This is a genomic window from Lottiidibacillus patelloidae, assembly GCF_002262935.1.
Taxonomy (GTDB): domain Bacteria; phylum Bacillota; class Bacilli; order Bacillales; family SA5d-4; genus Lottiidibacillus; species Lottiidibacillus patelloidae.
The window spans coordinates 48,601-73,692 of record NZ_NPIA01000009.1 but is presented as its reverse complement, the minus strand read 5'-3'; the positions used below and the strand labels follow the sequence as shown (position 1 = coordinate 73,692).

26 protein-coding genes and 1 other RNA gene are annotated in these 25,092 nt (G+C 34.9%); 23 read left to right on the top strand and 4 right to left on the bottom strand.

From position 1 onward, the window contains the following. The first annotated feature begins 113 nt into the window (after positions 1–113). From CIB95_RS14440 to CIB95_RS14385, 12 genes are all read left to right on the top strand, one after another. Complete coding sequence (locus tag CIB95_RS14440; protein WP_094926306.1) at positions 114–1,133, top strand: sugar-binding transcriptional regulator; 1,020 nt, start codon at positions 114–116, stop codon at positions 1,131–1,133. Positions 1,134–1,162: 29 nt separating this feature from the next. Further along, positions 1,163–2,170, top strand: coding sequence for a type I glyceraldehyde-3-phosphate dehydrogenase (gene gap, locus CIB95_RS14435; RefSeq protein WP_094926305.1), 1,008 nt, complete (start codon positions 1,163–1,165; stop codon positions 2,168–2,170). 85 nt (positions 2,171–2,255) lie between these two features. After that, positions 2,256–3,440, top strand: coding sequence for a phosphoglycerate kinase (locus CIB95_RS14430; protein WP_094926304.1), 1,185 nt, complete (start codon positions 2,256–2,258; stop codon positions 3,438–3,440). 24 nt (positions 3,441–3,464) lie between these two features. After that, the gene (gene tpiA / locus CIB95_RS14425; RefSeq protein WP_094926303.1) at positions 3,465–4,226 is read left to right on the top strand and encodes a triose-phosphate isomerase; all 762 of its coding nucleotides are present in this window, start codon (positions 3,465–3,467) and stop codon (positions 4,224–4,226) included. Continuing rightward, the gene (gene gpmI / locus CIB95_RS14420) at positions 4,219–5,757 is read left to right on the top strand and encodes a 2,3-bisphosphoglycerate-independent phosphoglycerate mutase (RefSeq protein WP_094926302.1); all 1,539 of its coding nucleotides are present in this window, start codon (positions 4,219–4,221) and stop codon (positions 5,755–5,757) included. The genes tpiA and gpmI overlap by 8 nt, the downstream gene beginning before the upstream one ends. 16 nt (positions 5,758–5,773) lie before the next feature. Continuing rightward, positions 5,774–7,066 carry a phosphopyruvate hydratase gene (gene eno / locus CIB95_RS14415; protein WP_094926300.1) on the top strand — a complete coding sequence of 431 codons (1,293 nt, stop codon included), beginning with the start codon at positions 5,774–5,776 and terminating at the stop codon, positions 7,064–7,066. A 111-nt stretch (positions 7,067–7,177) separates the two neighbouring features. Further along, positions 7,178–7,408, top strand: coding sequence for a preprotein translocase subunit SecG (secG, locus tag CIB95_RS14410; protein WP_094926298.1), 231 nt, complete (start codon positions 7,178–7,180; stop codon positions 7,406–7,408). Positions 7,409–7,587: 179 nt separating this feature from the next. Continuing rightward, positions 7,588–8,337: an alpha/beta hydrolase gene (locus CIB95_RS14405; protein WP_094926330.1), complete on the top strand. Its 750-nt coding sequence runs from the start codon at positions 7,588–7,590 to the stop codon at positions 8,335–8,337. A 34-nt stretch (positions 8,338–8,371) separates the two neighbouring features. Continuing rightward, positions 8,372–10,714 (top strand): ribonuclease R, encoded by a 2,343-nt coding sequence (rnr, locus tag CIB95_RS14400; protein ID WP_094926297.1) that lies wholly within the window; start codon positions 8,372–8,374, stop codon positions 10,712–10,714. An 87-nt stretch (positions 10,715–10,801) separates the two neighbouring features. Next, positions 10,802–11,269, top strand: a complete 468-nt coding sequence (gene smpB / locus CIB95_RS14395; protein WP_094926295.1) for an SsrA-binding protein SmpB — start codon at positions 10,802–10,804, stop codon at positions 11,267–11,269. Positions 11,270–11,373: 104 nt separating this feature from the next. Continuing rightward, positions 11,374–11,725: a transfer-messenger RNA gene (gene ssrA / locus CIB95_RS14390) on the top strand. Between the two features lie 141 nt (positions 11,726–11,866). Next, positions 11,867–12,247, top strand: a complete 381-nt coding sequence (locus CIB95_RS14385) for a hypothetical protein (RefSeq protein WP_094926293.1) — start codon at positions 11,867–11,869, stop codon at positions 12,245–12,247. A gap of 48 nt (positions 12,248–12,295) precedes the next feature. Here CIB95_RS14385 and CIB95_RS14380 read toward each other — a convergent pair whose 3' ends face one another. Then, a complete protein-coding gene (locus tag CIB95_RS14380) occupies positions 12,296–12,580 on the bottom strand; it encodes a hypothetical protein (protein WP_094926291.1) in 285 nt (94 codons plus the stop codon). A 702-nt stretch (positions 12,581–13,282) separates the two neighbouring features. Here CIB95_RS14380 and CIB95_RS14370 point away from each other — a divergent pair. From CIB95_RS14370 to CIB95_RS14325, 10 genes are all read left to right on the top strand, one after another. Beyond that, the gene (locus CIB95_RS14370) at positions 13,283–13,600 is read left to right on the top strand and encodes a DUF3889 domain-containing protein (RefSeq protein WP_094926287.1); all 318 of its coding nucleotides are present in this window, start codon (positions 13,283–13,285) and stop codon (positions 13,598–13,600) included. Between the two features lie 250 nt (positions 13,601–13,850). Continuing rightward, positions 13,851–15,119 carry an MFS transporter gene (locus tag CIB95_RS14365; RefSeq protein WP_094926285.1) on the top strand — a complete coding sequence of 423 codons (1,269 nt, stop codon included), beginning with the start codon at positions 13,851–13,853 and terminating at the stop codon, positions 15,117–15,119. A 24-nt stretch (positions 15,120–15,143) separates the two neighbouring features. After that, complete coding sequence (locus CIB95_RS14360; protein ID WP_233144154.1) at positions 15,144–15,737, top strand: VanZ family protein; 594 nt, start codon at positions 15,144–15,146, stop codon at positions 15,735–15,737. A gap of 104 nt (positions 15,738–15,841) precedes the next feature. Next, positions 15,842–16,831, top strand: a complete 990-nt coding sequence (locus tag CIB95_RS14355; RefSeq protein WP_094926281.1) for a Crp/Fnr family transcriptional regulator — start codon at positions 15,842–15,844, stop codon at positions 16,829–16,831. 99 nt (positions 16,832–16,930) lie between these two features. Beyond that, entirely contained in the window at positions 16,931–17,377 is a 447-nt protein-coding gene (locus CIB95_RS14350) for a hypothetical protein (RefSeq protein ID WP_233144153.1), read from the top strand. A 97-nt stretch (positions 17,378–17,474) separates the two neighbouring features. Continuing rightward, positions 17,475–17,726, top strand: a complete 252-nt coding sequence (locus CIB95_RS14345) for a DUF2573 family protein (RefSeq protein WP_094926279.1) — start codon at positions 17,475–17,477, stop codon at positions 17,724–17,726. Positions 17,727–17,908: 182 nt separating this feature from the next. Then, on the top strand, positions 17,909–19,105 hold the full coding sequence (locus CIB95_RS14340; RefSeq protein ID WP_094926277.1) for a TcaA 3rd/4th domain-containing protein: 1,197 nt from the start codon (positions 17,909–17,911) through the stop codon (positions 19,103–19,105). Positions 19,106–19,174: 69 nt separating this feature from the next. Beyond that, the gene (locus CIB95_RS14335; RefSeq protein WP_094926275.1) at positions 19,175–20,407 is read left to right on the top strand and encodes a TcaA 3rd/4th domain-containing protein; all 1,233 of its coding nucleotides are present in this window, start codon (positions 19,175–19,177) and stop codon (positions 20,405–20,407) included. A gap of 22 nt (positions 20,408–20,429) precedes the next feature. After that, complete coding sequence (locus tag CIB95_RS14330; protein WP_094926272.1) at positions 20,430–21,686, top strand: TcaA 3rd/4th domain-containing protein; 1,257 nt, start codon at positions 20,430–20,432, stop codon at positions 21,684–21,686. Positions 21,687–21,701: 15 nt separating this feature from the next. After that, complete coding sequence (locus CIB95_RS14325; protein WP_094926270.1) at positions 21,702–22,916, top strand: TcaA 3rd/4th domain-containing protein; 1,215 nt, start codon at positions 21,702–21,704, stop codon at positions 22,914–22,916. 54 nt (positions 22,917–22,970) lie between these two features. On the opposite strand, the gene CIB95_RS14320 is transcribed toward CIB95_RS14325, so the two are convergent. Beyond that, positions 22,971–23,690, bottom strand: a complete 720-nt coding sequence (locus CIB95_RS14320) for a nuclease-related domain-containing protein (RefSeq protein WP_094926268.1) — start codon at positions 23,688–23,690, stop codon at positions 22,971–22,973. 182 nt (positions 23,691–23,872) lie between these two features. Here CIB95_RS14320 and CIB95_RS14315 point away from each other — a divergent pair, with 182 nt between their 5' ends. Further along, positions 23,873–24,250 carry a hypothetical protein gene (locus CIB95_RS14315; RefSeq protein ID WP_142296520.1) on the top strand — a complete coding sequence of 126 codons (378 nt, stop codon included), beginning with the start codon at positions 23,873–23,875 and terminating at the stop codon, positions 24,248–24,250. Positions 24,251–24,345: 95 nt separating this feature from the next. On the opposite strand, the gene CIB95_RS14310 is transcribed toward CIB95_RS14315, so the two are convergent. Together CIB95_RS14310 and CIB95_RS14305 are read right to left on the bottom strand one after the other, a co-directional pair. Further along, positions 24,346–24,636, bottom strand: a complete 291-nt coding sequence (locus CIB95_RS14310; protein ID WP_094926327.1) for a spore coat protein — start codon at positions 24,634–24,636, stop codon at positions 24,346–24,348. An 87-nt stretch (positions 24,637–24,723) separates the two neighbouring features. Continuing rightward, the gene (locus CIB95_RS14305) at positions 24,724–25,005 is read right to left on the bottom strand and encodes a hypothetical protein (RefSeq protein ID WP_094926264.1); all 282 of its coding nucleotides are present in this window, start codon (positions 25,003–25,005) and stop codon (positions 24,724–24,726) included. Between the last annotated feature and the right edge of the window lie 87 nt (positions 25,006–25,092).

The window sequence follows — 25,092 nt, the reverse complement described above, 5'->3', positions numbered from 1 at the left end:
CAACCTTGCTACAATATAGGTAGCCAAAAGGTTGTATTTTTTTGCGTTAAATGGGACATAATTTAACCTATGGGACAAAAAGTGACCAACCCTTTTTTGTAAAGGAGCTTTATATGAAATTATTCTCTGCAATAGAAAAATTATTACCCGAGCATATCGGAACTTTATATCGAAGACATCAATTACTAAAGTACATTCGTTCAATGCAACCTGTTGGGAGAAGAAGTTTAGCTCAAAAATTAGATATAACAGAGCGTATTTTAAGAAAAGATGTAGAGATGTTAAGAGATGAAGGGTTAATTAAAATTGCGCCATCAGGAATGACTATGACAGAAACAGGGAAAGAAGTTCTTTATGTATTTGAACAAATTATTAAAGAACAAACGGGAATAATAGGGTTAGAAAATAGGTTAAAGGACAAATTAAACGTAAAAGAAGTCAACATAGTAGAAGGCGATTGTGACGAAAGCGATGAAGTGAAAATAGAGTTAGGCGAAGCTGCAGCTAAAGCGTTAATGCGTTCTTTAAAAGAAGAAAACATTATTGCAGTAACTGGTGGGACAACGCTAGGTAATGTCTCTAAAATGGTGAAGCCTGATCCTAAACATCGAAAAATGGTTTTTGTTCCTGCACGAGGTGGTCTTGGAGAGCGAGTCGAATTTGAAGCGAATACGATTTGTTCACAAATGGCTAACGGTGCAGAAAGTGAGTACCATTTACTTCACGTTCCTGACGAAGTAAGTGATGAAACGTATGACATGTTAATTAAAGAAAAACATGTGAAAGAAATACTTTCCCTTATCCAATCATCAACAATCATAATACATGGAATTGGTGATGCAAAAAAAATGGCGAAGAGAAGGAAAGCATCTGATGAAACGATTGAAATTCTTGAAAAACAAGATGCGGTCGGTGAGGCGTTTGGTTACTACTTTGATGGAAATGGTGATGTGATTCATCGAATTAATACATTTGGTATCCAGTTGGATGATCTTACAAAAGAAAAAAGAGTCATTACTGTTGCTGGTGGAAGTTCTAAAGTTGCAGCTATCCAGGCTTACATAAAGATGGGATATACGGATGTACTAGTAATCGATGAAGGCGTTGCTACACAATTATTAGCCTTAAAATAAATGTTTTTAAAAATAGGAGGAAATTAGTTATGACAGTTAAAGTTGGTATTAATGGTTTTGGACGTATAGGTAGAAATGTATTACGAGCAGCATTAAAGAATAAAAATATTGAAATTGTGGCAGTAAATGATTTAACAGATGCTAATATGCTTGCACACTTATTAAAGTATGATTCTGTGCACGGTACATTACCAGTAGATGTAACAGTAAATGAAAACACGTTAGTAGTTGATGGGAAAGAAATTCGTGTTTTAGCAGAAAGAGATCCAGCACAATTAGGTTGGGGAGACTTAGGTGTAGATGTTGTTGTAGAATCAACAGGACGTTTCACAAAACGCGCAGATGCTGCAAAGCATTTAGAAGCAGGAGCGAAAAAAGTAATTATCTCGGCACCAGCTAGTGATGAAGATATTACAGTTGTTATGGGTGTTAACCATGAGCAATATGACGCAGCAAACCATCATGTGATATCTAATGCATCATGTACAACAAACTGTTTAGCACCATTTGCTAAAGTATTAAATGATAAATTTGGTATCCGTCGTGGAATGATGACTACTGTTCACGCATATACAAATGATCAACAAATTTTAGATTTACCACATAAAGATTACCGCCGTGCACGTGCTGCTGCAGAAAACATTATCCCAACTACAACGGGTGCAGCTAAAGCAGTTTCATTAGTATTACCTGAACTTAAAGGTAAATTAAATGGAATGGCAATGCGTGTACCGACACCTAATGTATCACTTGTTGATTTAGTAGCTGAAGTTGGTCAAGATGTTACAGCAGAAGAAGTAAATGCAGCTTTACTAGAAGCGGCAGAAGGAAACTTAAAAGGAATTATGGCTTATAGTGATGAGCCATTAGTATCTCGTGACTACAATGGTTCACCATATTCTTCAACGATTGATGCTCTTTCAACATTAGTAATGGAAGGTAATATGGTTAAAGTTGTATCTTGGTACGACAATGAATCAGGATACTCACATCGAGTAGTTGACTTAGTCGACTTTATTGCTCAAAAAGGGTTATAATAAGTTTGGAATATAATGGGGAGACTAGGGAAACATTCCTTTCTCCTCTCTTTCATGTTTACATACTAGATAGGGGGTCCTTTTAATGAGCAAGAAAACGATTCGTGACGTAGATGTTAGTGGGAAAAAGGTATTTTGTCGAGTAGATTTTAATGTTCCAATGAAAGATGGAAACATTACTGATGATACGAGAATTCGAGCGGCATTGCCGACAATTCAGTACTTAACAGAACGTGGAGCAAAAGTGATTTTAGCAAGTCATTTAGGTCGCCCGAAAGGACAAGTTGTTGAAGAATTGCGTTTAGATGCAGTTGCCGAGCGACTAAGTCAATTGTTAAATGTGGAAGTATTAAAAACGGATGAAGCTTATGGCGCAGAAGTAAATGAAGCCATTGGCCAATTGTCTGACGGTGGAATCTTACTGTTAGAAAATGTTCGTTTTTATGCTGGTGAAGAAAAAAATGATCTTGAACTAGCGAAACAATTTGCTGACTTAGCTGACATTTATGTGAATGATGCATTCGGTGCGGCTCATCGTGCCCATGCTTCTACTGCTGGTATAGCACAATATATCCCTGCGGTAGCTGGACTTTTAATGGAAAAAGAGTTAGATGTACTAGGTCGTGCATTATCAACTCCTGACCGACCGTTTACAGCTATTATCGGTGGAGCAAAAGTAAAAGATAAAATTGACGTTATCGATAACTTGCTTGATAAAGTAGATAACTTAATTATTGGTGGCGGTTTAGCTTATACATTTATAAAAGCACGTGGATACGAAGTCGGAAATTCATTGCTTGAAGAAGATAAAATTGAAACAGCTTTACGTTTTATTAAGAAAGCAGAAGAAAACGGGGTTAAGCTTTTAATGTCGGAAGATGTTATTGCAGCTGACGAGTTCTCAAATGATGCAAACATAAAAGTTGTTAATATCGAAAATATACCTTCAGACTATATGGGATTAGATATTGGACCTAAGACTATCGAAACGTACGAAAAAGTTATAGCAGAATCAAAATTAGTTATTTGGAATGGACCGATGGGCGTGTTTGAACTGAGTAACTATGCTAATGGTACGAGGTCTGTTGCAAATGCATTAGCGAATGCTACAAATACATATACAGTAATTGGCGGTGGAGATTCAGCCGCTGCAGTTGAGAAATTCAATGTTGCAGATAAAATGGATCACATTTCAACTGGTGGTGGGGCTTCCTTAGAGTTTATGGAAGGTAAAGAATTACCAGGTGTAGTAGCACTAAATGATAAGTAAGCTTGAATTAGGAAGGTGACAAAATTGCGTAAACCGATTATTGCGGGAAACTGGAAAATGAATAAAACATTAGGAGAGTCTAAGAAATTTGTAGAAGAAGTGAAGGGACTTATGCCTAAAAGTGAAGTAGTAGATTCAGTCATCTGTGCGCCAGCGCTATTTTTACCATCGCTTGTGATGGAAGCTGAAGGCAGTGAATTGAAAATTGGAGCTCAGACGATGCACTTCGAAGAAAGCGGTGCATTTACTGGTGAAATTAGTCCACTAGCTTTACAAGATTGCAAAATTCCTTATGTTATTATTGGACATTCTGAGCGAAGAGAAATGTTTGCAGAAACTGATGAAACAGTAAATAAAAAAGTACATGCAGCATTTAAATACAACCTTAACCCAATTGCATGTGTAGGTGAAACACTTGAAGAACGTGAAGAAAACAAGACGACGGAAGTAGTTTCAAATCAAGTGGAACAAGCCCTTGCTGGGTTAACTGAAGAACAAGTTGCAACAACAATTATTGCTTATGAACCAATTTGGGCGATTGGAACTGGCAAGTCTTCAACAGCTGAAGATGCTGATCACGTATGCGGAGAAATTCGCGAAAAAGTTGCAAGCTTATACTCGCAAGAAGTTGCTGACAAGGTACGAATCCAATATGGTGGCAGTGTAAAACCTGCAAACATTAAAGAATATATGGCTATGCCAAATATCGATGGTGCACTAGTTGGTGGCGCAAGTCTTGAGGCACAATCCTTCCTTCAATTGTTGGAGGCGGTAAACCATGGCTAAGAAGCCAGTTGCACTAATTATTTTAGATGGCTTTGCTCTGCGTGAAAACACAAAAGGCAACGCTGTCGCACAAGCGAAAAAGCCGAACTTCGATAAGCTATGGAATGAATATCCACACGAAACATTAACGGCGTGTGGTGAAGCTGTAGGCCTTCCTCAAGGGCAAATGGGGAATTCTGAAGTTGGTCATTTAAATATCGGAGCTGGCCGCATTGTTTATCAAAGTTTAACGCAAGTAAATAAATCGATTCGTGATGGAGATTTTTTTGACAACGAGACGTTTATTGAAGCAATGAATGCAGCAAAAGAAAAAAAATCGGCGTTACATTTGTTTGGGTTGTTATCGGACGGCGGTATTCACAGTCATATTAACCACCTCTTTGCTCTCTTAAAGTTAGCGAAAGACCAAGGCTTAAAAGATGTTTTCATTCATGGTTTTCTTGACGGTCGAGATGTTGGTCCACAATCTGCACAAACGTACATTAATCAATTGGAAAAGAAAATGGATGAACTAGGCATTGGGAAAATTGCTACAATATCTGGACGTTATTATTCAATGGACCGTGATAAACGATGGGATAGAGTGAAGCGTTCGTATGATTCCATGGTTCATGGAGAAGGACTTACATACAAAAGTGCTACAGAATGTGTAAGAGATTCATATGATAAAGGTATCTATGATGAATTCGTTCTTCCGTCAGTTATTGTAGATGATAGTGATAAGCCAGTTGCTACAATTAAAGATAACGACGCAATTATCTTTGCTAACTTCCGTCCTGATCGTGCAATCCAAATTTCTCGCGTCTTTACAAATGAAGACTTTAGGGAATTTGATCGCGGCGAGAACGTCCCACAAAATGTACATTTCGTTTGTTTGACCCATTTTAGTGAGACGGTAAAAGGATATGTAGCGTTTAAATCTATAAATTTAGATAATACTTTAGGAGAAGTTCTTTCACAAAACGGGTTAAAGCAACTACGTATTGCTGAAACTGAAAAATATCCTCATGTGACATTTTTCTTTAGTGGTGGTCGAGAAGATGCCTTCCCTGGCGAAGAAAGAATTTTAATTGACTCGCCGAAAGTTGCAACATACGACTTGCAACCTGAAATGAGCGCCTATGAACTTACAGATAAATTGTTATTTGAAATTGAAAACGATAACCATGATGCAATAATTTTAAATTTTGCTAATCCTGATATGGTTGGGCACTCTGGTATGCTAGAACCGACAATTAAAGCTGTTGAAGTTGTCGATGAATGTTTAGGAAAAATAACGGCAGCTCTTGAAGCTAAAGGTGGAATTGCCGTCATCACTGCTGACCACGGTAATGCCGATCAAGTCATTACTGATGACGATAAGCCGATGACAGCGCATACGACTAACCCAGTACCAGTCATCGTAACTAAAAAAGGTATCACTTTACGAGAAGATGGTATTTTAGGTGATTTAGCTCCAACAGTCCTTTCTTTACTTGGAGTAGAGAAACCGAAGGAAATGACAGGAAATTCATTAATTAAGGAAAATTAAAAGGAGAGAAGAAATTATGCCAATTATTACAGATGTTTATGCACGTGAAGTATTAGATTCTCGCGGGAATCCAACAGTTGAAGTTGAAGTTTATACAGAATCAGGTGCTTTTGGGCGCGCATTAGTTCCAAGCGGTGCTTCTACTGGAGAATATGAAGCGGTAGAATTACGTGATGGCGACAAGTCTCGTTACTTAGGAAAAGGAGTTCTTAAAGCGGTTGACTTCGTAAATGAGAAGATTGCTCCTGAAATTGAAGACTTCTATGAAGTTTTTGATCAAGCTGCAATTGACCAAGCGATGATTGAACTTGATGGAACAGAAAACAAAGGTAACTTAGGTGCCAATGCAATTTTAGGTGTTTCAATGGCTGTTGCTCGTGCTGCTGCTGATTACTTAGAAATTCCTTTATATCAATACTTAGGTGGCTTTAATGCTAGAACACTTCCAGTACCAATGATGAACATCATCAATGGTGGGGAACATGCAGACAACAATGTAGACATCCAAGAATTTATGGTTATGCCTGTAGGTGCGGAAAACTTTAAAGAAGCACTTCGTATGGGAACTGAAATCTTCCATAGCTTAAAAGCAGTCTTAAAGAATAAAGGCTATAACACTGCAGTTGGTGATGAAGGTGGTTTCGCGCCGAACTTAGGATCAAATGAAGAGGCTCTTCAAACAATTATGGAAGCCATCGAAGGTGCTGGCTATAAACCAGGTGAAGAAGTTAAACTTGCAATGGACGTTGCAGCTTCTGAGCTATTTAATAAAGAAGACGGAAAATACCACCTTTCAGGTGAAGGTGTTGTTTACACTTCTGAAGAGATGGTTGACTACTATGAACAGCTTTGCGCGAAATATCCAATTATCTCAATTGAAGATGGTTTAGATGAAAATGATTGGGATGGTTTCAAATTACTAACAGAACGTATCGGAGATAAAGTACAATTAGTTGGTGATGACTTATTTGTTACGAATACGAAGAAGTTATCTGAAGGTATCGAAAACGGAGTAGGAAACTCTATCTTAATCAAAGTAAACCAAATTGGTACGTTAACGGAAACATTCGATGCAATTGAAATGGCGAAACGTGCTGGCTATACAGCGGTAATTTCACACCGTAGTGGAGAAACAGAAGATAGCACGATTGCTGATATCGCTGTTGCAACAAATGCAGGCCAAATTAAAACGGGTGCTCCTTCACGTACTGATCGTGTAGCTAAGTACAATCAATTATTACGTATTGAAGATTACTTAGGTCTTACTAGCAAGTATGGCGGAATGAGTGCATTTTACAATATTAAGTAATAATAAAATCCTCCGTTTCCCTTACGGAGGATTTTTTATCTTGTAAGGAATGGCACGGTATGGTAAATTAGTATTATCGTAAAGTGTTTCTTTTCATAAGGAGGAGCCATAGTGTATACATTATTTGCAACGCTTTTAGTTATTGATTCACTTGCACTTATCGCAATTGTTTTATTGCAATCAGGAAAAAGTGCTGGACTATCTGGAGCAATTTCCGGTGGAGCTGAACAGCTTTTCGGACAAAAGAAAGCTCGCGGAATTGACGCGGTATTTGCCCGTGTTACAACAGTGTTAGCTGTCTTATTCTTTGTATTTGCAATCGCTGTCGCATATTTTGCGTAAACAGTAAAAGAAACAGCAAGATTTATTCTTGCTGTTTTTCTTTTGGTTAAATAATATGGAAAGTTTTACCTTTACTATTTTGTAATTATAGCAAAGTTTAAATTATAGATAGTGTGTGCATTAGTTGCATAAACTAATAAAATAAACGTATTTAGCTAAAAGAGAGGTATATGTCATCTATGAAAATTATTGCACCTAAGCCATTTACATTTTCGGCAGAAGAAGGAAATCGAGCGGTGTTACTTTTACATGGTTTTACAGGTAGTTCAGCTGATGTTCGTATGCTCGGTAGATTTTTGCAAAAAAAAGGTTATACATGTCATGCACCACAATATAAAGGGCATGGTGTGCCACCAGAACAATTAGTTACTACAGGACCTGATGATTATTGGCAAGATGTCATGGCTGGGTATGACTATTTAAAGTCGTTGGGATATGAGGAAATAGCTGTAGTCGGCCTATCTCTTGGAGGGGTATTTTCCTTGAAATTAGGATACACTGTACCTATAAAAGGTATTGTGCCGATGTGTGCCCCAATGAACCTAGATATCGAAAAAATGCAAAATGGAGTAACGGAATATGCAAGAGAATATAAATCTCGTGAAAAGAAAAGCTCGGAACAAATAAATGAAGAATTGAAACATTTTAAAGAAACGCCATTGAGAACGTTACATTTACTGGCAAATCTTCTAAAAGAAGTCCGTAATTCAATTGATTTAATTTATGGTCCGACTTTTGTCGTTCAATCTACACATGATGAAATGATTAATCCTGATGACGCAAGTTTTATTTATAAAAACATTGAAAGCGTGAAAAAGGATTTAAAGTGGTATGAACAATCTCCACATGTCATTACATTAGGTAAAGAAAAAGAGCAATTACATGAAGATGTTTACTCATTCTTAGAAAGCTTAGATTGGACAAAATAGTGATTTGATAATTAGTAAGGAGGGAAGATTATAGATGGAAAATGAAAGAATTCAACAATTAATAAAATTCATGAAAGAAGAAACATATAAGCCCCTAACTGTACAAGAGCTTGAGGAAGCATTTGGGATAGAAGGCTCACATGAATTTAAAGATTTCGTACAAACACTTGTACATATGGAAGAACAAGGATATATCGTTCGTACAAGAAACAACCGCTATGGATTACCAGAAAAAATGAGTTTAATGCGTGGGAGAGTAATCGGAAACGCTAGAGGGTTTGCTTTTGTTGAAGTTGAGGAAGAAGGACATTCTGATATTTTTATTCCAGCTTCAGAATTAAAAAGTGCAATGCATGGTGATATTGTTTTAGTTCGGGTAAGTATAAAATCTTCAGGTGCTCGACCTGAGGGGACTATCGAAAGAATAATTGAACGAGGGATTACTGAGGTCGTCGGTACTTATTCTGATAGTAGGCATTTTGGTTTCGTTATATCTGATAATAAAAAAATACAAAATGATATTTTCATTCCAAAAGCAGCAAGTAATGGGGCAATGGAAGGTCATAAAGTTGTTGTGAAAATAACAAAATATCCTGAAGGAAAGATGAGTGCTGAAGGGGAAGTTATTAAAATTCTTGGTCATAAAAATGACCCGGGAGTTGATATACTTTCTGTTATTTATAAACATGGTCTACCGAGGGAATTCCCTGAGGATGTGATGGAGCAAGCAAATAATGTTCCTGATGAAGTGCCTGAAGAAGCGATGAAAGGTAGACGCGATCTGCGCGACGAAACTATTGTCACAATCGATGGTGCAGATGCAAAGGATTTAGATGATGCAATTTCTATTTCGCGACTTGAAAATGGTAATTACAAGCTAGGTGTTCATATTGCTGATGTAACTCATTATGTTGAGGAAGGATCACCTATTGATATAGAAGCTTTTGAACGTGGAACGAGTGTGTATTTAGTCGACCGTGTTATTCCGATGATTCCTCACCGCCTTTCCAATGGAATTTGTAGTTTAAACCCGAAAGTAAATCGCTTAACATTAAGCTGTGAAATGGAAATAGATAGTAGTGGAACAGTCGTAAACCATGATATTTTTGCTAGTGTCATTAAAACGACTGAGCGTATGACTTACAGTGATGTAAGAGCTATTCTAGTAGATAAAGATGAGGCATTAATCGAGCGCTACGAACCGTTAGTTCCAATGTTTCAACTAATGGAAGAGCTAGCTGAAGTATTGCGGAACAAACGCATGAACCGTGGTGCAATTGACTTTGATTTTACAGAGGCAAAAGTAATGGTTGATGACGATAGTAACCCAATTGATATAGTCCTTCGTGAAAGATCAGTAGCTGAGCGTTTAATTGAAGAATTTATGTTAGCTGCAAACGAAACAGTAGCTGAACATTTCCATTGGCTCAAAGTTCCTTTCTTATATAGAATTCATGAAGATCCGAAGGAAGAGAAGCTACAACGCTTTTTAGAATTTATTACAAACTTCGGTTATGTGATCAAAGGGAAAGGGAATGAAATTCACCCACGCTCACTTCAACAAATGTTAGAGGAAGTGAGAGGGGAACCTGAAGAAGCTGTCATTAGTAAAGTGATGCTACGTTCTATGCAACAAGCAAAGTATGATCCGGAAAGCCTAGGTCACTTTGGTTTAGCAACAGAGTTTTATACACACTTTACATCGCCGATTCGCCGTTATCCAGATTTAATCGTTCACCGCCTGATTAGAACGTATTTATTTGAAGGAAAGATGAGTGAAGAGACGCAAAGCTATTGGAAAGCGAAGCTTCCTGATATTACACGTCATACATCTTTAATGGAACGCCGTGCTGTTGATGCAGAACGAGAAACAGATGACTTAAAGAAAGCACAGTTCATGGAAGATAAAGTTGGTGAAGAGTTTGACGGAATAATAAGTTCTGTAACGAATTTCGGTATGTTTATTGAACTTCCGAATACAATAGAAGGACTTGTACATGTTACAGAATTAACAGATGACTATTACCGATATGATGAGCGAAGTTATGCAATGATCGGTGAAAGAACTGGACATGTGTTCCGTATTGGAGATGAAATTTCTGTTCGTGTCACGAATGTTAATGTGGAAGAGCGGGCAATTGATTTTGAAGTAGTCGGCATGAAAGGTAGTAACCGCAAAAAACGAGAGGATCGCCCGAAAGTAATTCAAACGAAAGGTGATTCCAGAAAACGTGGAAAAAGCCAAGGCCGCAATAAGGATGGAAACAAAGGAAATAAACAAGGCAATAAGCCAGGGGAAAATAGTCCGAAAAAAGGTGGCAAAGAGCCATTTTATAAAGCAGCAAAGAAGAAACGAAGAAAGCGCGGTAAACAATAGAAGCTCTATTATAGAGCTTCTATTTGACGCTCTTAGAATTATTATGTAAAATTATGAACAATGCGCTACTAGAGGAGGGGAGAGCCGATGGCAAAGCATGAATCGAAAGTGGTTGCCCAAAACAAAAAGGCATCCCACGATTACTTTATAGAAGAAACGTTTGAGACGGGGATCGTTTTAAAAGGTACGGAAATTAAAGCAATTCGCGGTGGCAGAGTGCAATTGAAAGACGCCTTTGCAAGAATTCAAAATGGGGAACTATTTCTGCACAATATGCACGTTTCACCATATGAACAAGGAAATATTCATAACCATGAGCCGCTCAGAACTCGTAAATTACTAATGAAGAAAAAAGAAATAAGCCGCCTTTTAGGTGTTACAAAAGAGAAAGGCTATTCATTAGTACCATTAAAACTGTATATTAAAAATGGTTTTGCAAAAATTTTACTTGGCTTAGCTAAAGGTAAAAAGAATTACGATAAGCGAGAAAGCCTAAAACAAAAAGATGCAAAACGTGAAATTGAACGTGCATTCCGCGATCGTCAAAAAGAATAATTACAAAAATTGTCATTTAACTTTCGCGAATGCATATGCTATAATAAGTTTGTAAGTCAGCAACATCACAACTTCATAAGCGATTACAGCTTATATACTATCCTGGGGGCGTTACGGATTCGACAGGGGTAGTTTGAGCTTAAGTTGCGTGTCGAGGGGATCGGCCTCGTTAAAACGTCAAAGCCTATAACTGGCAAAAATAATTACGCTTTAGCTGCCTAATAAACGTAGCTGCCCTTCTCGCTATCGCCCATGTAGTCGGGGTCAGGGCCCATTTCAGTGGGATACGCCGGACATCCTCCGCCTGAGGATTAAGGAAGAGCTCAATCAGGCTAGCATCGCTGACGCCTGTCGATAGGCAAATGCGATTGCGAAACGCCAATATATCGACTACACACGTAGAAGCTTAAGTGGCAATGCCTTTGGACGTGGGTTCGACTCCCACCGTCTCCACCATACATAAGCAAATAATGAAAGATATAGGAACTTACCGCATTTGGTAAGTTCTTTTTTATTTTAAAAATTTCCAATAATAATGCGGTTATCTTTACAGACACTAAGAGTAGTGACGCAAATTTTATTAGGAGGTTAGTTAAAATGAATTATATAGGATGGTTATCAGCGTTATTTAATAAAAGAAATTCCTTGTCAATGTTAAACATGTTTACTAAAAGAAAAAGCAATAGAAATACAATCATATACTCCATCATTGGTCTCCTTGCTTCGGCAGCTTTTACCGCATATAAAGCGAATAAAAGTAAACAGAATCGAATTTTTGATCCTATACAACAAATCGCAAGTAATGTTCAAAACAAAATACAAAATGGCAACATGAATTTGAAACCATTAAAACCGTCATTTAATGAATTTGCTAACGAAATAACGCCAGAACAAAAGCAACCAATTAAAAATCTTAACATGAATAACACGAATAACATGAATAACTTAAATAACATGAATCCAGAATTGAAAAAATAATAAAATAAAGCCCTCCTAAAAGCATTGCTAAAGGAGGGCTTTGTTATATTAATAATCTCTTCTATCTTCTCTTTGCTCAGAAGGTTCTTCATCTAAATCAGGCTCTTCTTCATCCATGTTGAATGGCGTATCCATTTCACCAGGCTGACGAATATCTCTTTGGTAATCATCATCCATTAGATCATTATCCATTAGATTGTCATCATTATTATATCTGACAGGTGTAATGTGATCATCGTCTGGACCGATATCATCATCGCCCATATTACATCCTACTAAGTTTAGGGCTACTAAAGATCCAACTAAGATAGAACTTACCCATTTTTTACTCATCGTCTTCCCTCCTTTTATAAAATTAGTTCAATCATTAGTTAATATTGTTTTAATGGGCTATTTTTAGTCTTGATTACGGGTGGTATTTAATGGTATTTAGCCGTCAAAAAATAATGAAAAAAGCTGCTGATAAAACAGCAACTTTTGAATGGTCTAAATTAGTAAAAGAATAATGGTAGTGCTAACATTTAATAGGATGATGACTGCAAAGGCTTTATAGTATTTCTGAAGTAATAATATATAAAGAAGAGCGGTTAAGAAGCCAAACATGTTACCGATTATCGGTAAAAAGGACCCTGCAATAGTGTGGAGAAATACATGTATTATACTATAGAAAAGTTTATCGTTAATTTTAATAAAATATAAAATAAATTCAATGATGTAAGAAAAAGGAATGCCTAAAAATACACCGAAAAACATTCCGAAGAGGACAGAGCCCAAATAAGTTTCTGTTGATATTGGAACGTCCCAATTAAAAACCTTCAACAGCGTAATGCTGAGGATAGATGTTATAAATAAAGCAATACACTTATAGGGTAAGCTAAGTAGTAACGTCTTTTTATCCCAAACCAAGTCCTCACCTCTTTTTCTTAATTTATTAATGAGAGGATACAAATTGTATAATTTATCTTATATAATCCAATATTAACATTAACGTTTAAAAGACAGATATGAACTTTATAAAAAAGGAGGTAGTTCACTTTGAAATTACTTAAAGTATGTTGTTTATTAAGTATATTATTATTTGCAGTTATAGCTCCTAATGCTGTTCAGGCTCAAAAGCCTTATGCAAAATGGGGTGAAATTGCCATTAAAGTAACGCAAATTGTTTATAAGGACAGTGGAGTTACTGAATATACCTATAATGGTCGGAAAGAAATCTCTTCTGAAAAGGTCGAGGAATCTTTCTCTTTTCAACTGAAAAGTAATGGTAAAAAAGAAGATATCATTGTGCACGTTATATTTAACCCAAAGACAGAAGAAGTGTATGAAATTCGTTTTGAAAAGACTTCGCAATAACGGAACAGTCCCTCTGTTCCGTTTGTTTAACATAGTACTCCGCTATAATAAACAATTATTACTTTACTAAAACACAAATCACCTTTCTTATCTCACCAATTCAATTTTCGACTCCCTATATCCTGTTAATTACCATTCAATTTTTAAAAAGGGAATTTATTAAATTTACTATTGTCTTTTTATTCTGTTTTAATCATAGTACTTAGTAGGTTAATAAATTATTATTCCATTTGAATTGTTGGTGATTGAATTGAAGCGCATTCATTTTTCTTGGTTTATATTAGTTATAACATTCTTTTCAATAATAATTGCAGGGATTATACGTTCTTCCTCTGGAGTTTTTATTGTCCCCTTTGAAGCAGAGTTTGGCTGGGACCGTTCAATGATTTCTTTGGCTTTTGCCTTAAGTTTATTTTTATATGGATTTTCAGGACCATTTATGGCAGCTTTGATAGAAGTGCTTGGTTTAAAGAAAATGATGGTCTATGCCATGATGACATTGATAGTTGGTGTTTTTCTCACATATTTTATGGACCAATCTTGGCATCTAATTATTATATGGGGCATTATTATCGGATTAGGCTCGGGTCTTTTTTTAACAGTGTTAAGTCCGTATGTTGCAAATTACTGGTTTGAAAAAAGAAAAGGCTTGGCACTCGGAATTTTAACTGCAAGTACTGCGACAGGGCAATTAATATTGTTACCTTTGCTAGCATATATCGTAGAAAATTATTCGTGGCGTTGGGCTATTAGCTTAATCTTAATAGTCAGTAGTTTCATGTTTATTATCATTATACTTTTTATGAGAAACACGCCACAGGAAATTGGTCTTCTTCCGTATGGACGTACAGAAGGAAGCAATAGATCAGCAAAAACAAATAAAAATAATCCAATAACCATTGCTTTTAAAACATTAAAAGACGCGTTAAGAGTGAAGGAATTTTGGTTATTGGCAGGAAGTTTTTTTATTTGTGGTTTATCGACAAGTGGTTTAATAGGGACACATTTTATAGCATATTGCTTTAGTTTTGGTATTACAGTTGTAGCTGCAGCATCCTTACTTTCTTTTATGGGGATTTTTGATATTATCGGAACAACAATTTCTGGTTGGCTTTCTGATCGTTATGATAACCGCTGGCTATTATTTTGGTATTACTTATTAAGAGGAGCTTCTCTCGTATTACTTCCATTCGCACTGATGAAAGGTTCATTCACGCTTTTAATCATTTTTTCAATTTTTTATGGATTAGACTGGATTGCGACAGTTCCGCCAACAGTTAATATTACAAGACAAGTTTTTGGAGTTGAAAAGAGTGGAATTGTTTACGGTTGGATTTTTGCGTCTCATCAAGTCGGAGGAGCGGTAGCTGCTTTTGCGGGTGGATTATTTTATAAGCTTTTTAATTCATACACATGGGCATTTATTCTTGCTGGAATTTTTTGCTTGTTAGCGAGTTCATTTGTCTTATTAATAAAAAAAGAGAATGCGAATATCAGTAGTGAAAACGTACATATATAAAATTGCTAAGTAAGGATGAAAGCTATGAATAAAGGGATTTTACTTATTATAATACTATCTCAAATTGTATTCCTCGGATTTTTACCAGTACTGACGGAACTAACATTGTACCTACACTATACTGTTTTGCTCGTACTCTGGTTTTGTTATTCTAGTCTAGTTGTATTTTTTATTTACTTGCTGAAAAAGGAAAAGATTACTTTATCAAAAGAAGTTTTTCATGCTTTATTTACCTTTTATTCCTTAGGGCTATTCATTCTACTATTTTTTAGGCCATCGCTACATAGCGAGCGGATGTATAACTTATATCCGTTTAATACGATTCGTTATTACATGTATGAACAGCAAGATTTTTTAATTTCATTTTATAATATAAGCGCGAATATTGGATTATTTATTCCATTTGGCATTTACTATTACTACGTAAGTGGAAAAGCAACAATGACAAAACTGTTACTAACAGCGACCGGCGTAATTGGGCTGATTGAATGCATGCAATTTTTCACAAGAAGAGGAAGTTTGGATATTGATGACCTTCTACTAAATGTTATAGGAGTTGCCTTCGGATATCTAATTTCTCCTTTTGTCAAAAAGGTAATAGTTTTAAAAGAAATGTAAAGAATCAATGAATTTGCTGGTTTTTTGGAGAAAATTGGACGAACATAGGGCTTGTCCGACTAATAAAATAAAGGAGGATTGAAAATTTAACTAGAAATGAGTGATTGAATATAAAAACTTTACTAGACTTTGTGAAATTTAAACGTATTCCGTTAAATATATTAATTTTATCTGTAATTTCAACAATTGGAGCATTAGTAATAGGTATAATAGATGGTTGGCATTTATGGCTTATTGCTTTAACGATGATAGCACCATGGATATTTATCTTTGCGTTTGAAGCGCAGTGGTGTTACAAACATTACAAATGGTATACGATATTTTACATGACTGTCCTTATGCAAGGTGGACATTTTGTGGAGCATATTGCACAAATAATTCAAATTCATTTTTTATATTATCCACCTGAACACGCCCATGGCATTTTTGGAGCACTTGATCAAGAATGGATACATTTTATATGGAATACGGCATTATTAATTTTTAACATTCTTTTAATAAAAAAGTTTCCTAAAAACATCTTCTTATGGATAAACGCAGTGGCAGTGTTATGGCACCAATTCGAACATTCTTATATTATGTGGGTTTACTTAACAACCGGTGTAAGTGGTGATCCTGGTTTACTTTCCCAAGGTGGATTAATACTCGGGGGGTTACCTTTTATACGAGCTGAAATCCATTTTATCTATAATATTTTAGAAACACTCCCTTTAACTATCGCTTTCATTCTTCAATTAAGATCCTCTTACAATGATTGGCTTAAAACATCATTTCCAATGTTTACAGAAAAACAATTATTTAAAATATCAAAACATCATAAAGTTATTCAATACAAAAAAGGGGATGTCATATTATGTGAGGGAGACAATGATAAGAACTTATATATAATTACTACTGGCTTAATAAAGCAATCCCGTAAACAGAGAAATGGTAGGGAAAGAATATTAAAGATATTTAGCGAAGAGGATAGATTTGGTGGACTAGGTGTGATAACAAAGAAAGCTTCAAACAAAACCTATACGTGCTTAACAGATGTTGAAGTAATTAAAGTAAATGGAAAGGCTTTTCTATCTGTTTTCAGAAATAAAATATAACAAAGAAAACATAAATTTTTAAAAGATTAACCGTTTTTTTACCTTTGCATACATTAATACATAGGCAGTTGACTATGTATTGAAATGGAGGTTAAGAATTTGTATTACGGATATAATAGCTATGCACCTCAAAGTTATGACTACCGAGCACCAAAGTGGCAACAAGTCTATATGAACTTATACTACAGTCTTTATGCGGAGCAGATGGTTTGTGCTTTAAGTAGTGAATTTTTTCATATTGACGAAACGAAGGATTTAAAAGGAAATGGGAAGATGCATCAGCATTTAGTTCCTGCGTCTTATCATCGTGTTACAGCGGTCGGATCAGTCATTCGGATATTAAATGGTGATAAATCAGATACGGTTGTCAAAACGTTAACCTCTTGTATTAATAACGCGCAAAGACAAGATAAAGGTGTTGTTGATGGCATAGAGATTATGGAAAGAAATATACCAAGAAAATCTCGCAATCAATTGAGACAAATCATCCAGTGGCAAAAAGCTGCAGAGCATTATTTGAAATTAGCGGAAAACAATACGAAATAGGAAAGCAAGGTAGAATTTTGCCTTGTTTTCTTTTTGTTTCCTACCTCAATTAGTGCTATTGTAAATAAGGTGGAATTGAATTTGGAGGGGGATAATTATGACAGATCAACTAGAAGAGCAAATGGATGGTTTAGTTGAAAAATATACGGAGTTACTTTTAGGAGAAGCTAACCCAGAGTTAAAGAGGAAAGTTGAAAGTTGGGTACTTTATACGTATATTTCAAAGTCTATGCCAGCATTAGTGAAGCATTGGAATGAGCAATATCCTGAAGGGAAAGAAAATATTAAAAATGCGATTCTTGAAATTCAAAAACTAAATCAAGAACATCGAAATAATAAAGCCAAATAATTGCAAACTAGTATAGTTAAAATATGGTAAAATATACACAAAGATTCTTTAGTCACATATTATGTGACTTATTTTTTTACCTTTTAAGATAAAAAGATACTCGAAGTGTAAAAACATGTTATTGAAACTTAACATCACGTTATGTCGTCTAATTTCTAGGGATACATGGAAAGGAAGAATAAATGAAACATTTTAGAAATAATAGATTTGTAATGGTAGCTATCATACTTAGTAGTTTCTTTATAATAATGACAATGACAAGTAGTTTTGTTTCGAAAGATAAAGCGATTGATACACTTATTGAAGCGTACGAAAAGAAAGATGTTACTTTGTTGCAATCTGTTTTAGCTTCTTCAAGTCAAATATACTCTGATGCTGAACTACTTGCGTTTATCGATTATTTGTACAGTAGTGAGTCGGACTTTCAACTGTTTATTAAAGAAGTAAATGAAAAACGCGATACAGCAACGTTAGACCACCCCGCATTTACAATAATAAAAGAAGAAAAATCAACTTTTAAAAAGGAATATGTCGTAAAAATTAAACCTATTGAAGTGACTTTTAGAGTGGAAGATTACATAGAAGCGATAGAATGGAATGGTCAACTTTTAGCACCAAATAAAAAAATAACGATGATTCCAGCAATAATAGTAGTTAAGCTTCATATTCTTACGAACGATGATATTAGTTTTACCGAACAACAAACGATTAACTTAGATCCAACACATCGATCAAAGCATTTTTATATTAACCTTGAATCGACAAGCTTTATTACACTTGATAGTAATTTTGATGATGTAACCATCTACATTAACGGAAAAGATACTGGAGAAGAAATAAAATTTAGTAATTATTCAGGAAAACTATATGGACCTGTTCCATTTGACGGTTCTGTTACTGTTGCAGTAGGAAAAAAGTTTCCGTGGGGAGAAGTAGTATCTCCTGAAATTCCAATCATTAATCGTAAAGAATATATTAATCTCGAAGCAGCCAATACCCAGATTACTAGTCAAATAACTTCAATCATTACAGAATACGCAGAAAGTGTCTTGAAAGCATGGCAGAAAAAAGACGCTACCATGTTAAAACATATGTACCAAGAAAGTATTCTTGCAGAAGAAAGCTTAATGGAGCAGCATGACATCCCTACCGATGTAGAGCTTGATCGTTTTTCAGTTGAAGATGTAAGAGTAATACAAGATTATCAATTTGCCGAACAAGGAATTGCAGCTATAGTGAGAACAAATGAAAAGTATAAATATGCTGGCAAAAAAATAGATAGATATGAGCGTTATTACCTCGTGTTTAATGAAGAAGAAGAAACTTGGTATGTCGTTAATTATGAAAGCTTACCATTATATAGCTACTTCTTTGATTAGAGTCTGCTTGGTCAATAATCAAAATTACTACCACCTTCAAAAATTCTCTCATAATAAAAACAAAAAGGAATGATAGAGATTAACTATATAAAAAAAAGCATTTCAAATAAAACAATCGTTAAAATCTTTGTTACCCTCTTCCTATTACTTGTTTTCTTTTTCATTACTACGATGATGAATGCTAAAGAAAAATCATTGACCATGTTAGAAGAAGCATTAATAACAAGTAATGTAGATCAGTTACAAAGCTTGTTATCATCAGAACATCCTAATATGGAAATCACGAAGGAAAATGTAGAGATTCTACTATCATACTTAGATAATTTTAAGAAAGACAAGGAAAGTTTACTAGACGCAATTACTAAAAAAGAAAATCACGAATTACTTTCGATAAAAACTAAGAAAAAAATGCTCTTCTTTGAAGAATATGCCTTTGTAATAAACCCTTATTATATTGAATTCGAAGTAGATGAGTATATAGAAGAGATTGAAATTACAGGAGTGGAAACGCTATATATTAAAACAGACGGCAAGGTTAAAAGTGGTCCATTATTTCCAAAAACATATGAAATTAACGTTACTTACAAGACAGAATATATATCAAACTATAAAACAAAAAAAGAGATTGTCGTTACCCCGGTACTGGCGAATGATCAGAGAATTGTAAATGCGAAAGTTCAAACTCAATCTGTAACGCTAGATATATATAATGGACTAGGGGCAACTGTTTTACTAAATGGAAAAGAAACAGACATTATATTAGATGAACCAAACAAAAAAATATATGGTATTCCGACTGATGGAACAACAAAAATTGCTTTTAAAAAATCATACCCATGGGGAGAAGTTATCTCAGAAGAGCAAAAAGTCAACAGAAGAAGAATAGGTTTTTACTTTTCTCCAGTTAATGAACAAGTGAAAAGTGATATCAAATTAGCAACAGAAGAATTTAGTGAAAGTTTTAATGAAGCTTTTCAAAAGAAAGATGTATCGATATTAAAACATGTTACCCCATATATGAGAACTACATTTCAGGAAATTATTAATGATTATGCAGGTAAAGGGAAGATAGTTATTAGATTATTTGACCAAAGCAATGATATAAATATTCACGAATTTACTAATCATGAAATAAACAATGAATACGGCTTACCAAAGCAAGAACAATACTATAGTACATTCGCTGGCCATATTATAGACGAAAATGGAATGGGATTATATGCGTGCACGATGTATTATGACTTAACACAAAAACAATGGTATGTATTTAGGGTATTTAACCTAGCTTCGCAAGCACAGTAGTCTACTTTGGAGGAGATTAATTTTGATAACTGCAAGGAGTAATTTCAAACGAAAGAACGCGCTTTTGTATTCAATCGTTGTTATCTTTTTACTATCCATTTTCTTTTTTGTATCTTCACTCTTTGTTGCGAAAGAAAAGTCGCTAGCAACAATTGAAGAAGCATTTCTTAATAATGATGTAGAGGTGCTTCAGAAGCTACTTACTTCAACGGATTCAGAACTTGAGATGTCTAGAATGAATATCGAGATGTTTTTAGGCTACTTAGAGAGATATAAAATTGAGGAAAAGACATTACTCGAAGCGATAAGAGAGGGAAAAGAACACCATTTACTCGCTATTACCACGAAGAAAAAATGGTATTTCTTTGAAGAGTACGTTTTTGCCATTAAACCATTTTATATTGAAATGGCAATTGACCCGCACATTCAAGAAATAGAAATTGTCGGGATAGAAAACTTAATACCTAATGGGGCAGATAAAGTTAGAAGTAGCCCATTAATGCCAGGAGCTCATCAATTATATGTGACACATGTGACGGAATATGGACCAGTGTATAAAAGTAAGTTGTCAATTCCAGTATTTAGAACAACTGCCAATCAACATCATATAGTGAAGCAAGAAGTGAAAACTAGATACATTGAGTTCCAAGCTTATGATGCATACGGAGGAACATTATTAATTAATGGCAAACCGACTAATATTATCGTCGATACAAATGATAGAGTGAAGAAAATTTATGGAATTCCTACTGATGGAACGTATGCCATCTCAGTGAAAAAGAAATTTCCTTGGGGAGAATATACTTCAGCTGAAGTAAAGATACTTAGTAATATTGAACGCGTACGTTTAAATCCTTTAAATGAAGAAATGGTTCAGGAAATTCACTCGGTGATGGTTGAATTCGGAGAAAGCTGGCAAGTAGCATTTAATAACAATGATCCAACCCGTTTGAAGCACGTAACTCCGAAAATGAGAGAGCATTTAGGGGGAAGGATAAAAGAATTTTATAGTTATGGAGTTACAAGATTAGAAGAAATAAATGTGTGGAATTTGTCAGTGTCAGAAAGGGAACTAATTACATTATCCAAAGAAGAAGTAGAAGAAAAAAAGGATTTGTTACTTAAGCAGAAAGAATATTATCATACTTCTGGATTCACATCTGAAAGGTATAACATAGATAGATATCATCCCGTATTTCAATACTATTTACACTACGATATGCAAGATGGGAAATGGTACGTGTATGATGAAGTCAGAGAATACGATTTATATAATTAAAGAAAAGGTGAAGTTGTGATAATTAAATCAGCTAAAAATTTACAGACGAAAATTATACCTATAGTAATAATTGCGGGATTGCTTTCTCTCTTCTTTTCAGTATCGAGCTTAATGGTACAAAAAGAAAAGTCACTTACATCCTTACAGAATGCAATTGAAACTGGAGATGTCACTGTGTTGCAACAGCTCCTTACATCGGAAGATTCTAAATTAGAAATGACAAAAGAAAATGTCGAAAGGTTTCTTACCCACTTAGACACCTTACCGAAAGATAAAGACAGTTTACTAGAAGCAGTTTCGCAAGGAACGAATCACCCATTGCTTTCAATTAGCACACAAAAAAAGTGGCTTTTTTTTGAAGCGTATGAATTTGCAGTGCAACCTATCTACATAGATTTTGACATTGAAGATGAATATGTCAAAGAAATTGAAATTGTTGGTGTGGGAAAGTTAAAGGTTGATGGAGAAAGTGTTATTCGTAGTGTTCCGTTAATGCCAGGTAATTATAAATTAATTTCAAAGCATGAAACCGATTATCAGGGGGAATTTTTAAAAAGTACTAGTGTTAATGCAATACCATTGTTAGCTAAAGAAAATAATGTTATGCCCTTGACTATAAGTACAGATTATATTTTTATTTACACAAATAGTGTCGACAGTTCATTAATAGTTAATGGGCAAGCGACAGATATTACGATAAGTGAGTCACCGCAAAAAGTACACGGTCTTCCTTCAGATGGACGCATAATGATTGCTATTGAAAAAGAGTTCCCATGGGGGACGATTACATCTGAAGAAGTATCAGTTGATCGTAGAAATGTGCAAATATACCTAAATCTTGAAAATGATAAAGTGAAAAAAGATGTATCTGAAGTAGCAAACACATTTGTTAGAAGTTGGTTAAAATCCGTCGAAACAAATGATATTTCAAACATTGAAAATACTTCCTTTATCGTTCACAATCAATTACAAGAGAGGTTAGAGGAGATAAGAAATGAAGCAATTGGTACGTTAAATAGTGTATATTTTTATGAAATTTACATTTTTGTCATGCATCCAGTTCAAGTGAATATGTACCCATTTCCAAAACAGAAAGAATATTACGAAGCAGGTGTAGGAATAAAAGAGACGTATGAAAATGGCATTGAAAATATTATTGAACTTCGCTTTTATTATGATATGGCACAAAATAAATGGCTTTTATACGAGTATTTTGATTATAATGGCTAGTATAACTACATTAGAGGCTGGGATATAAATACACGGTGCTTTGTGCCGAGCCTCTTATGAGATTACTTTCTTTAATACGTTTATCGCATTTACTTGTTTCGCCTTACTAATTTCAGTTCTATTCATTTTAATATACTTTAATAGATTATTAGACCCTTTATTCCTCGCGCTAAAGATAGGAATATCTATTTCTTCAAGTCCTTCAATTGAAACGATGGAATCCTCATTGGAAAAATAAACAATTCCTTGCACCCAAGCATGAACGTTATTATCTCGTAACATATTTGAAAGGCGATATACATGTGTACCTACTTGCTTGACAGGATTGTACATCGTTTTTGAATAAACTCCACCTTTTCTACCAGTTTTCATAATAAGCCATTTATTTTCAACATTTGACATAGTAATTTTTCCATTGATATTTTTCGTTTCGACAATAAATATTCCTGTCGGTCCTACGATGACGTGATCAATCTGACTTTGCTTTCCATTATAGGTAACAGTAAGATCATGAAAAACAGTGTAGTCATCGGATAATTTCTTGAAAACCTTTGTTGCGGCTTTTTCCCCTTTAACGCCAGCTTTCATAATTTGAGTTTGTTTATTGCGAACCATTAGCATAATAATTGCAATAAATATTGTTAAACCAGTAAATTGGATAAACGGAAAAGTAATAATAGATCCAATAAGAACGATTAGCCAAAAGAAATTTCTTTTCCTTAGGCTTTGATAGTCATTAATAAGTTGGCTAGATGATTTAATAACTTTTGCCATGTTTTCAACTCCTTACCCAATCCATTTCTACTATAATTCAACACCAAAACAAATTCACCTGTTTTCAAAATAAATTATTAATATAGTAATTGTAATTTAGTGGTAATATAGAAGTGGGAAATTATTTTCAATAATAAAGCAGTTTAGTAGATTATCAATGAGGAGACTAGGGGTTGGGGTATATGTTTCTAAGGAAACTATTTGTTTTTATTATTAGTTCTTTCGTAACTGCATTATTATTAACGTTCTTAATAGTAGTGTTAGATGGTGGATACAATGTTTTCGGTTTAGGTTTGTTTTTATTCATTCTTGCATTTAGTAGCCCAATATTACTTGTATTAGGCATGCCTATAACAGCTCTTTCGGATTTTATATTAGAAAACAAACAGGGCAAGGAAAGGTTATTAAAAGCACTTGCCTCTCACCTCTTTTTTGGCTTCTTTTTCGGAATCCTTTTATCTTACATAATAGGAGGAAACTTTTATATAGTAGCTTCTATGTTAGCTTCCATTATCGTTTGGAGTATCGATGAATTGATTCGCTTTGTTAAACCTGCTTAAAAAACAAAGGCTGGGACACAAGTGCCGAACAACTTTTTAAAGGTTTCTTGCGGCTTGTTTTGTCCCAGTCTTTTTTCATTTACATCATCTAATTCTTATTGCATTGGCATGTTGCTGTTATTATTGTAAGGGAACTGGCTTGAATAGCCGGAGAACTGCTGTTGCGTTTGCTGTAACTTTTGTGTTTGCTCCGCTTCTACTCCGTACCATCCCTTCTTAAACATCATATTATATAAGTCACGTTGACATTGTTGCGTTTCATTACAAATAGTTGATAGGTCTTGATAAAGCTGATCATGACTAGCTTCATTTAACGCGATACTATAGCTTGAAGTCATATACTTTTCAGTTGCTAAAACATCATTAATATAATCACGGTCATTCATTTGCGGAGTCTTAGGTACTTGTGACTCTGGATTTTGTATTTTTTGCGCATTTTGTTGTTGGTTTTGATTATTCACTACGTTCCCCCCTTACTGGCTCATACCTGTATTATTAGTTGCTATATGCTTTTGGATGTGTCCAAGTATCATTTGATAGTGACGTTGATGCATTTGTCCAGCTTGTTCAATTGCTTGCTTTACTTCTGGATCTTGACATTGCTCTGCAAAAAAATGCGCTTTTTTCATAGCCAAAAGGTTCCATGAAAGCATATCTTGACAGTATAAATGGTCTTTTCCTGTCATAATTGCCGGTGGTTGTGGCATTATTCCTTGTTGATTTTGCTCGTTCATATTTTGCTGTTGTTGCTGCATAGGTAAGCCTCCTTTACAATCCTTATCAGATTTAAGTTGACCTTTTCCTACATTAATTATGCATGAATATATAATGGAAATATTAGA

Coding starts and splice junctions, on each gene's coding strand:
- CIB95_RS14380 (WP_094926291.1), bottom strand. CDS start 12,580: ATGAGTAAAAAATGGGTAAGTTCTATCTTAGTTGGATCTTTAGTAGCC.
- CIB95_RS14385 (WP_094926293.1), top strand. CDS start 11,867: ATGAATTATATAGGATGGTTATCAGCGTTATTTAATAAAAGAAATTCC.
- CIB95_RS14340 (WP_094926277.1), top strand. CDS start 17,909: ATGAAACATTTTAGAAATAATAGATTTGTAATGGTAGCTATCATACTT.
- smpB (WP_094926295.1), top strand. CDS start 10,802: ATGGCAAAGCATGAATCGAAAGTGGTTGCCCAAAACAAAAAGGCATCC.
- gap (WP_094926305.1), top strand. CDS start 1,163: ATGACAGTTAAAGTTGGTATTAATGGTTTTGGACGTATAGGTAGAAAT.
- gpmI (WP_094926302.1), top strand. CDS start 4,219: ATGGCTAAGAAGCCAGTTGCACTAATTATTTTAGATGGCTTTGCTCTG.
- rnr (WP_094926297.1), top strand. CDS start 8,372: ATGGAAAATGAAAGAATTCAACAATTAATAAAATTCATGAAAGAAGAA.
- CIB95_RS14320 (WP_094926268.1), bottom strand. CDS start 23,690: ATGGCAAAAGTTATTAAATCATCTAGCCAACTTATTAATGACTATCAA.
- CIB95_RS14335 (WP_094926275.1), top strand. CDS start 19,175: ATGATAGAGATTAACTATATAAAAAAAAGCATTTCAAATAAAACAATC.
- CIB95_RS14360 (WP_233144154.1), top strand. CDS start 15,144: ATGAATAAAGGGATTTTACTTATTATAATACTATCTCAAATTGTATTC.
- CIB95_RS14345 (WP_094926279.1), top strand. CDS start 17,475: ATGACAGATCAACTAGAAGAGCAAATGGATGGTTTAGTTGAAAAATAT.
- CIB95_RS14315 (WP_142296520.1), top strand. CDS start 23,873: ATGTTTCTAAGGAAACTATTTGTTTTTATTATTAGTTCTTTCGTAACT.
- CIB95_RS14305 (WP_094926264.1), bottom strand. CDS start 25,005: ATGCAGCAACAACAGCAAAATATGAACGAGCAAAATCAACAAGGAATA.
- CIB95_RS14405 (WP_094926330.1), top strand. CDS start 7,588: ATGAAAATTATTGCACCTAAGCCATTTACATTTTCGGCAGAAGAAGGA.
- CIB95_RS14440 (WP_094926306.1), top strand. CDS start 114: ATGAAATTATTCTCTGCAATAGAAAAATTATTACCCGAGCATATCGGA.
- CIB95_RS14310 (WP_094926327.1), bottom strand. CDS start 24,636: ATGAATGACCGTGATTATATTAATGATGTTTTAGCAACTGAAAAGTAT.
- CIB95_RS14430 (WP_094926304.1), top strand. CDS start 2,256: ATGAGCAAGAAAACGATTCGTGACGTAGATGTTAGTGGGAAAAAGGTA.
- eno (WP_094926300.1), top strand. CDS start 5,774: ATGCCAATTATTACAGATGTTTATGCACGTGAAGTATTAGATTCTCGC.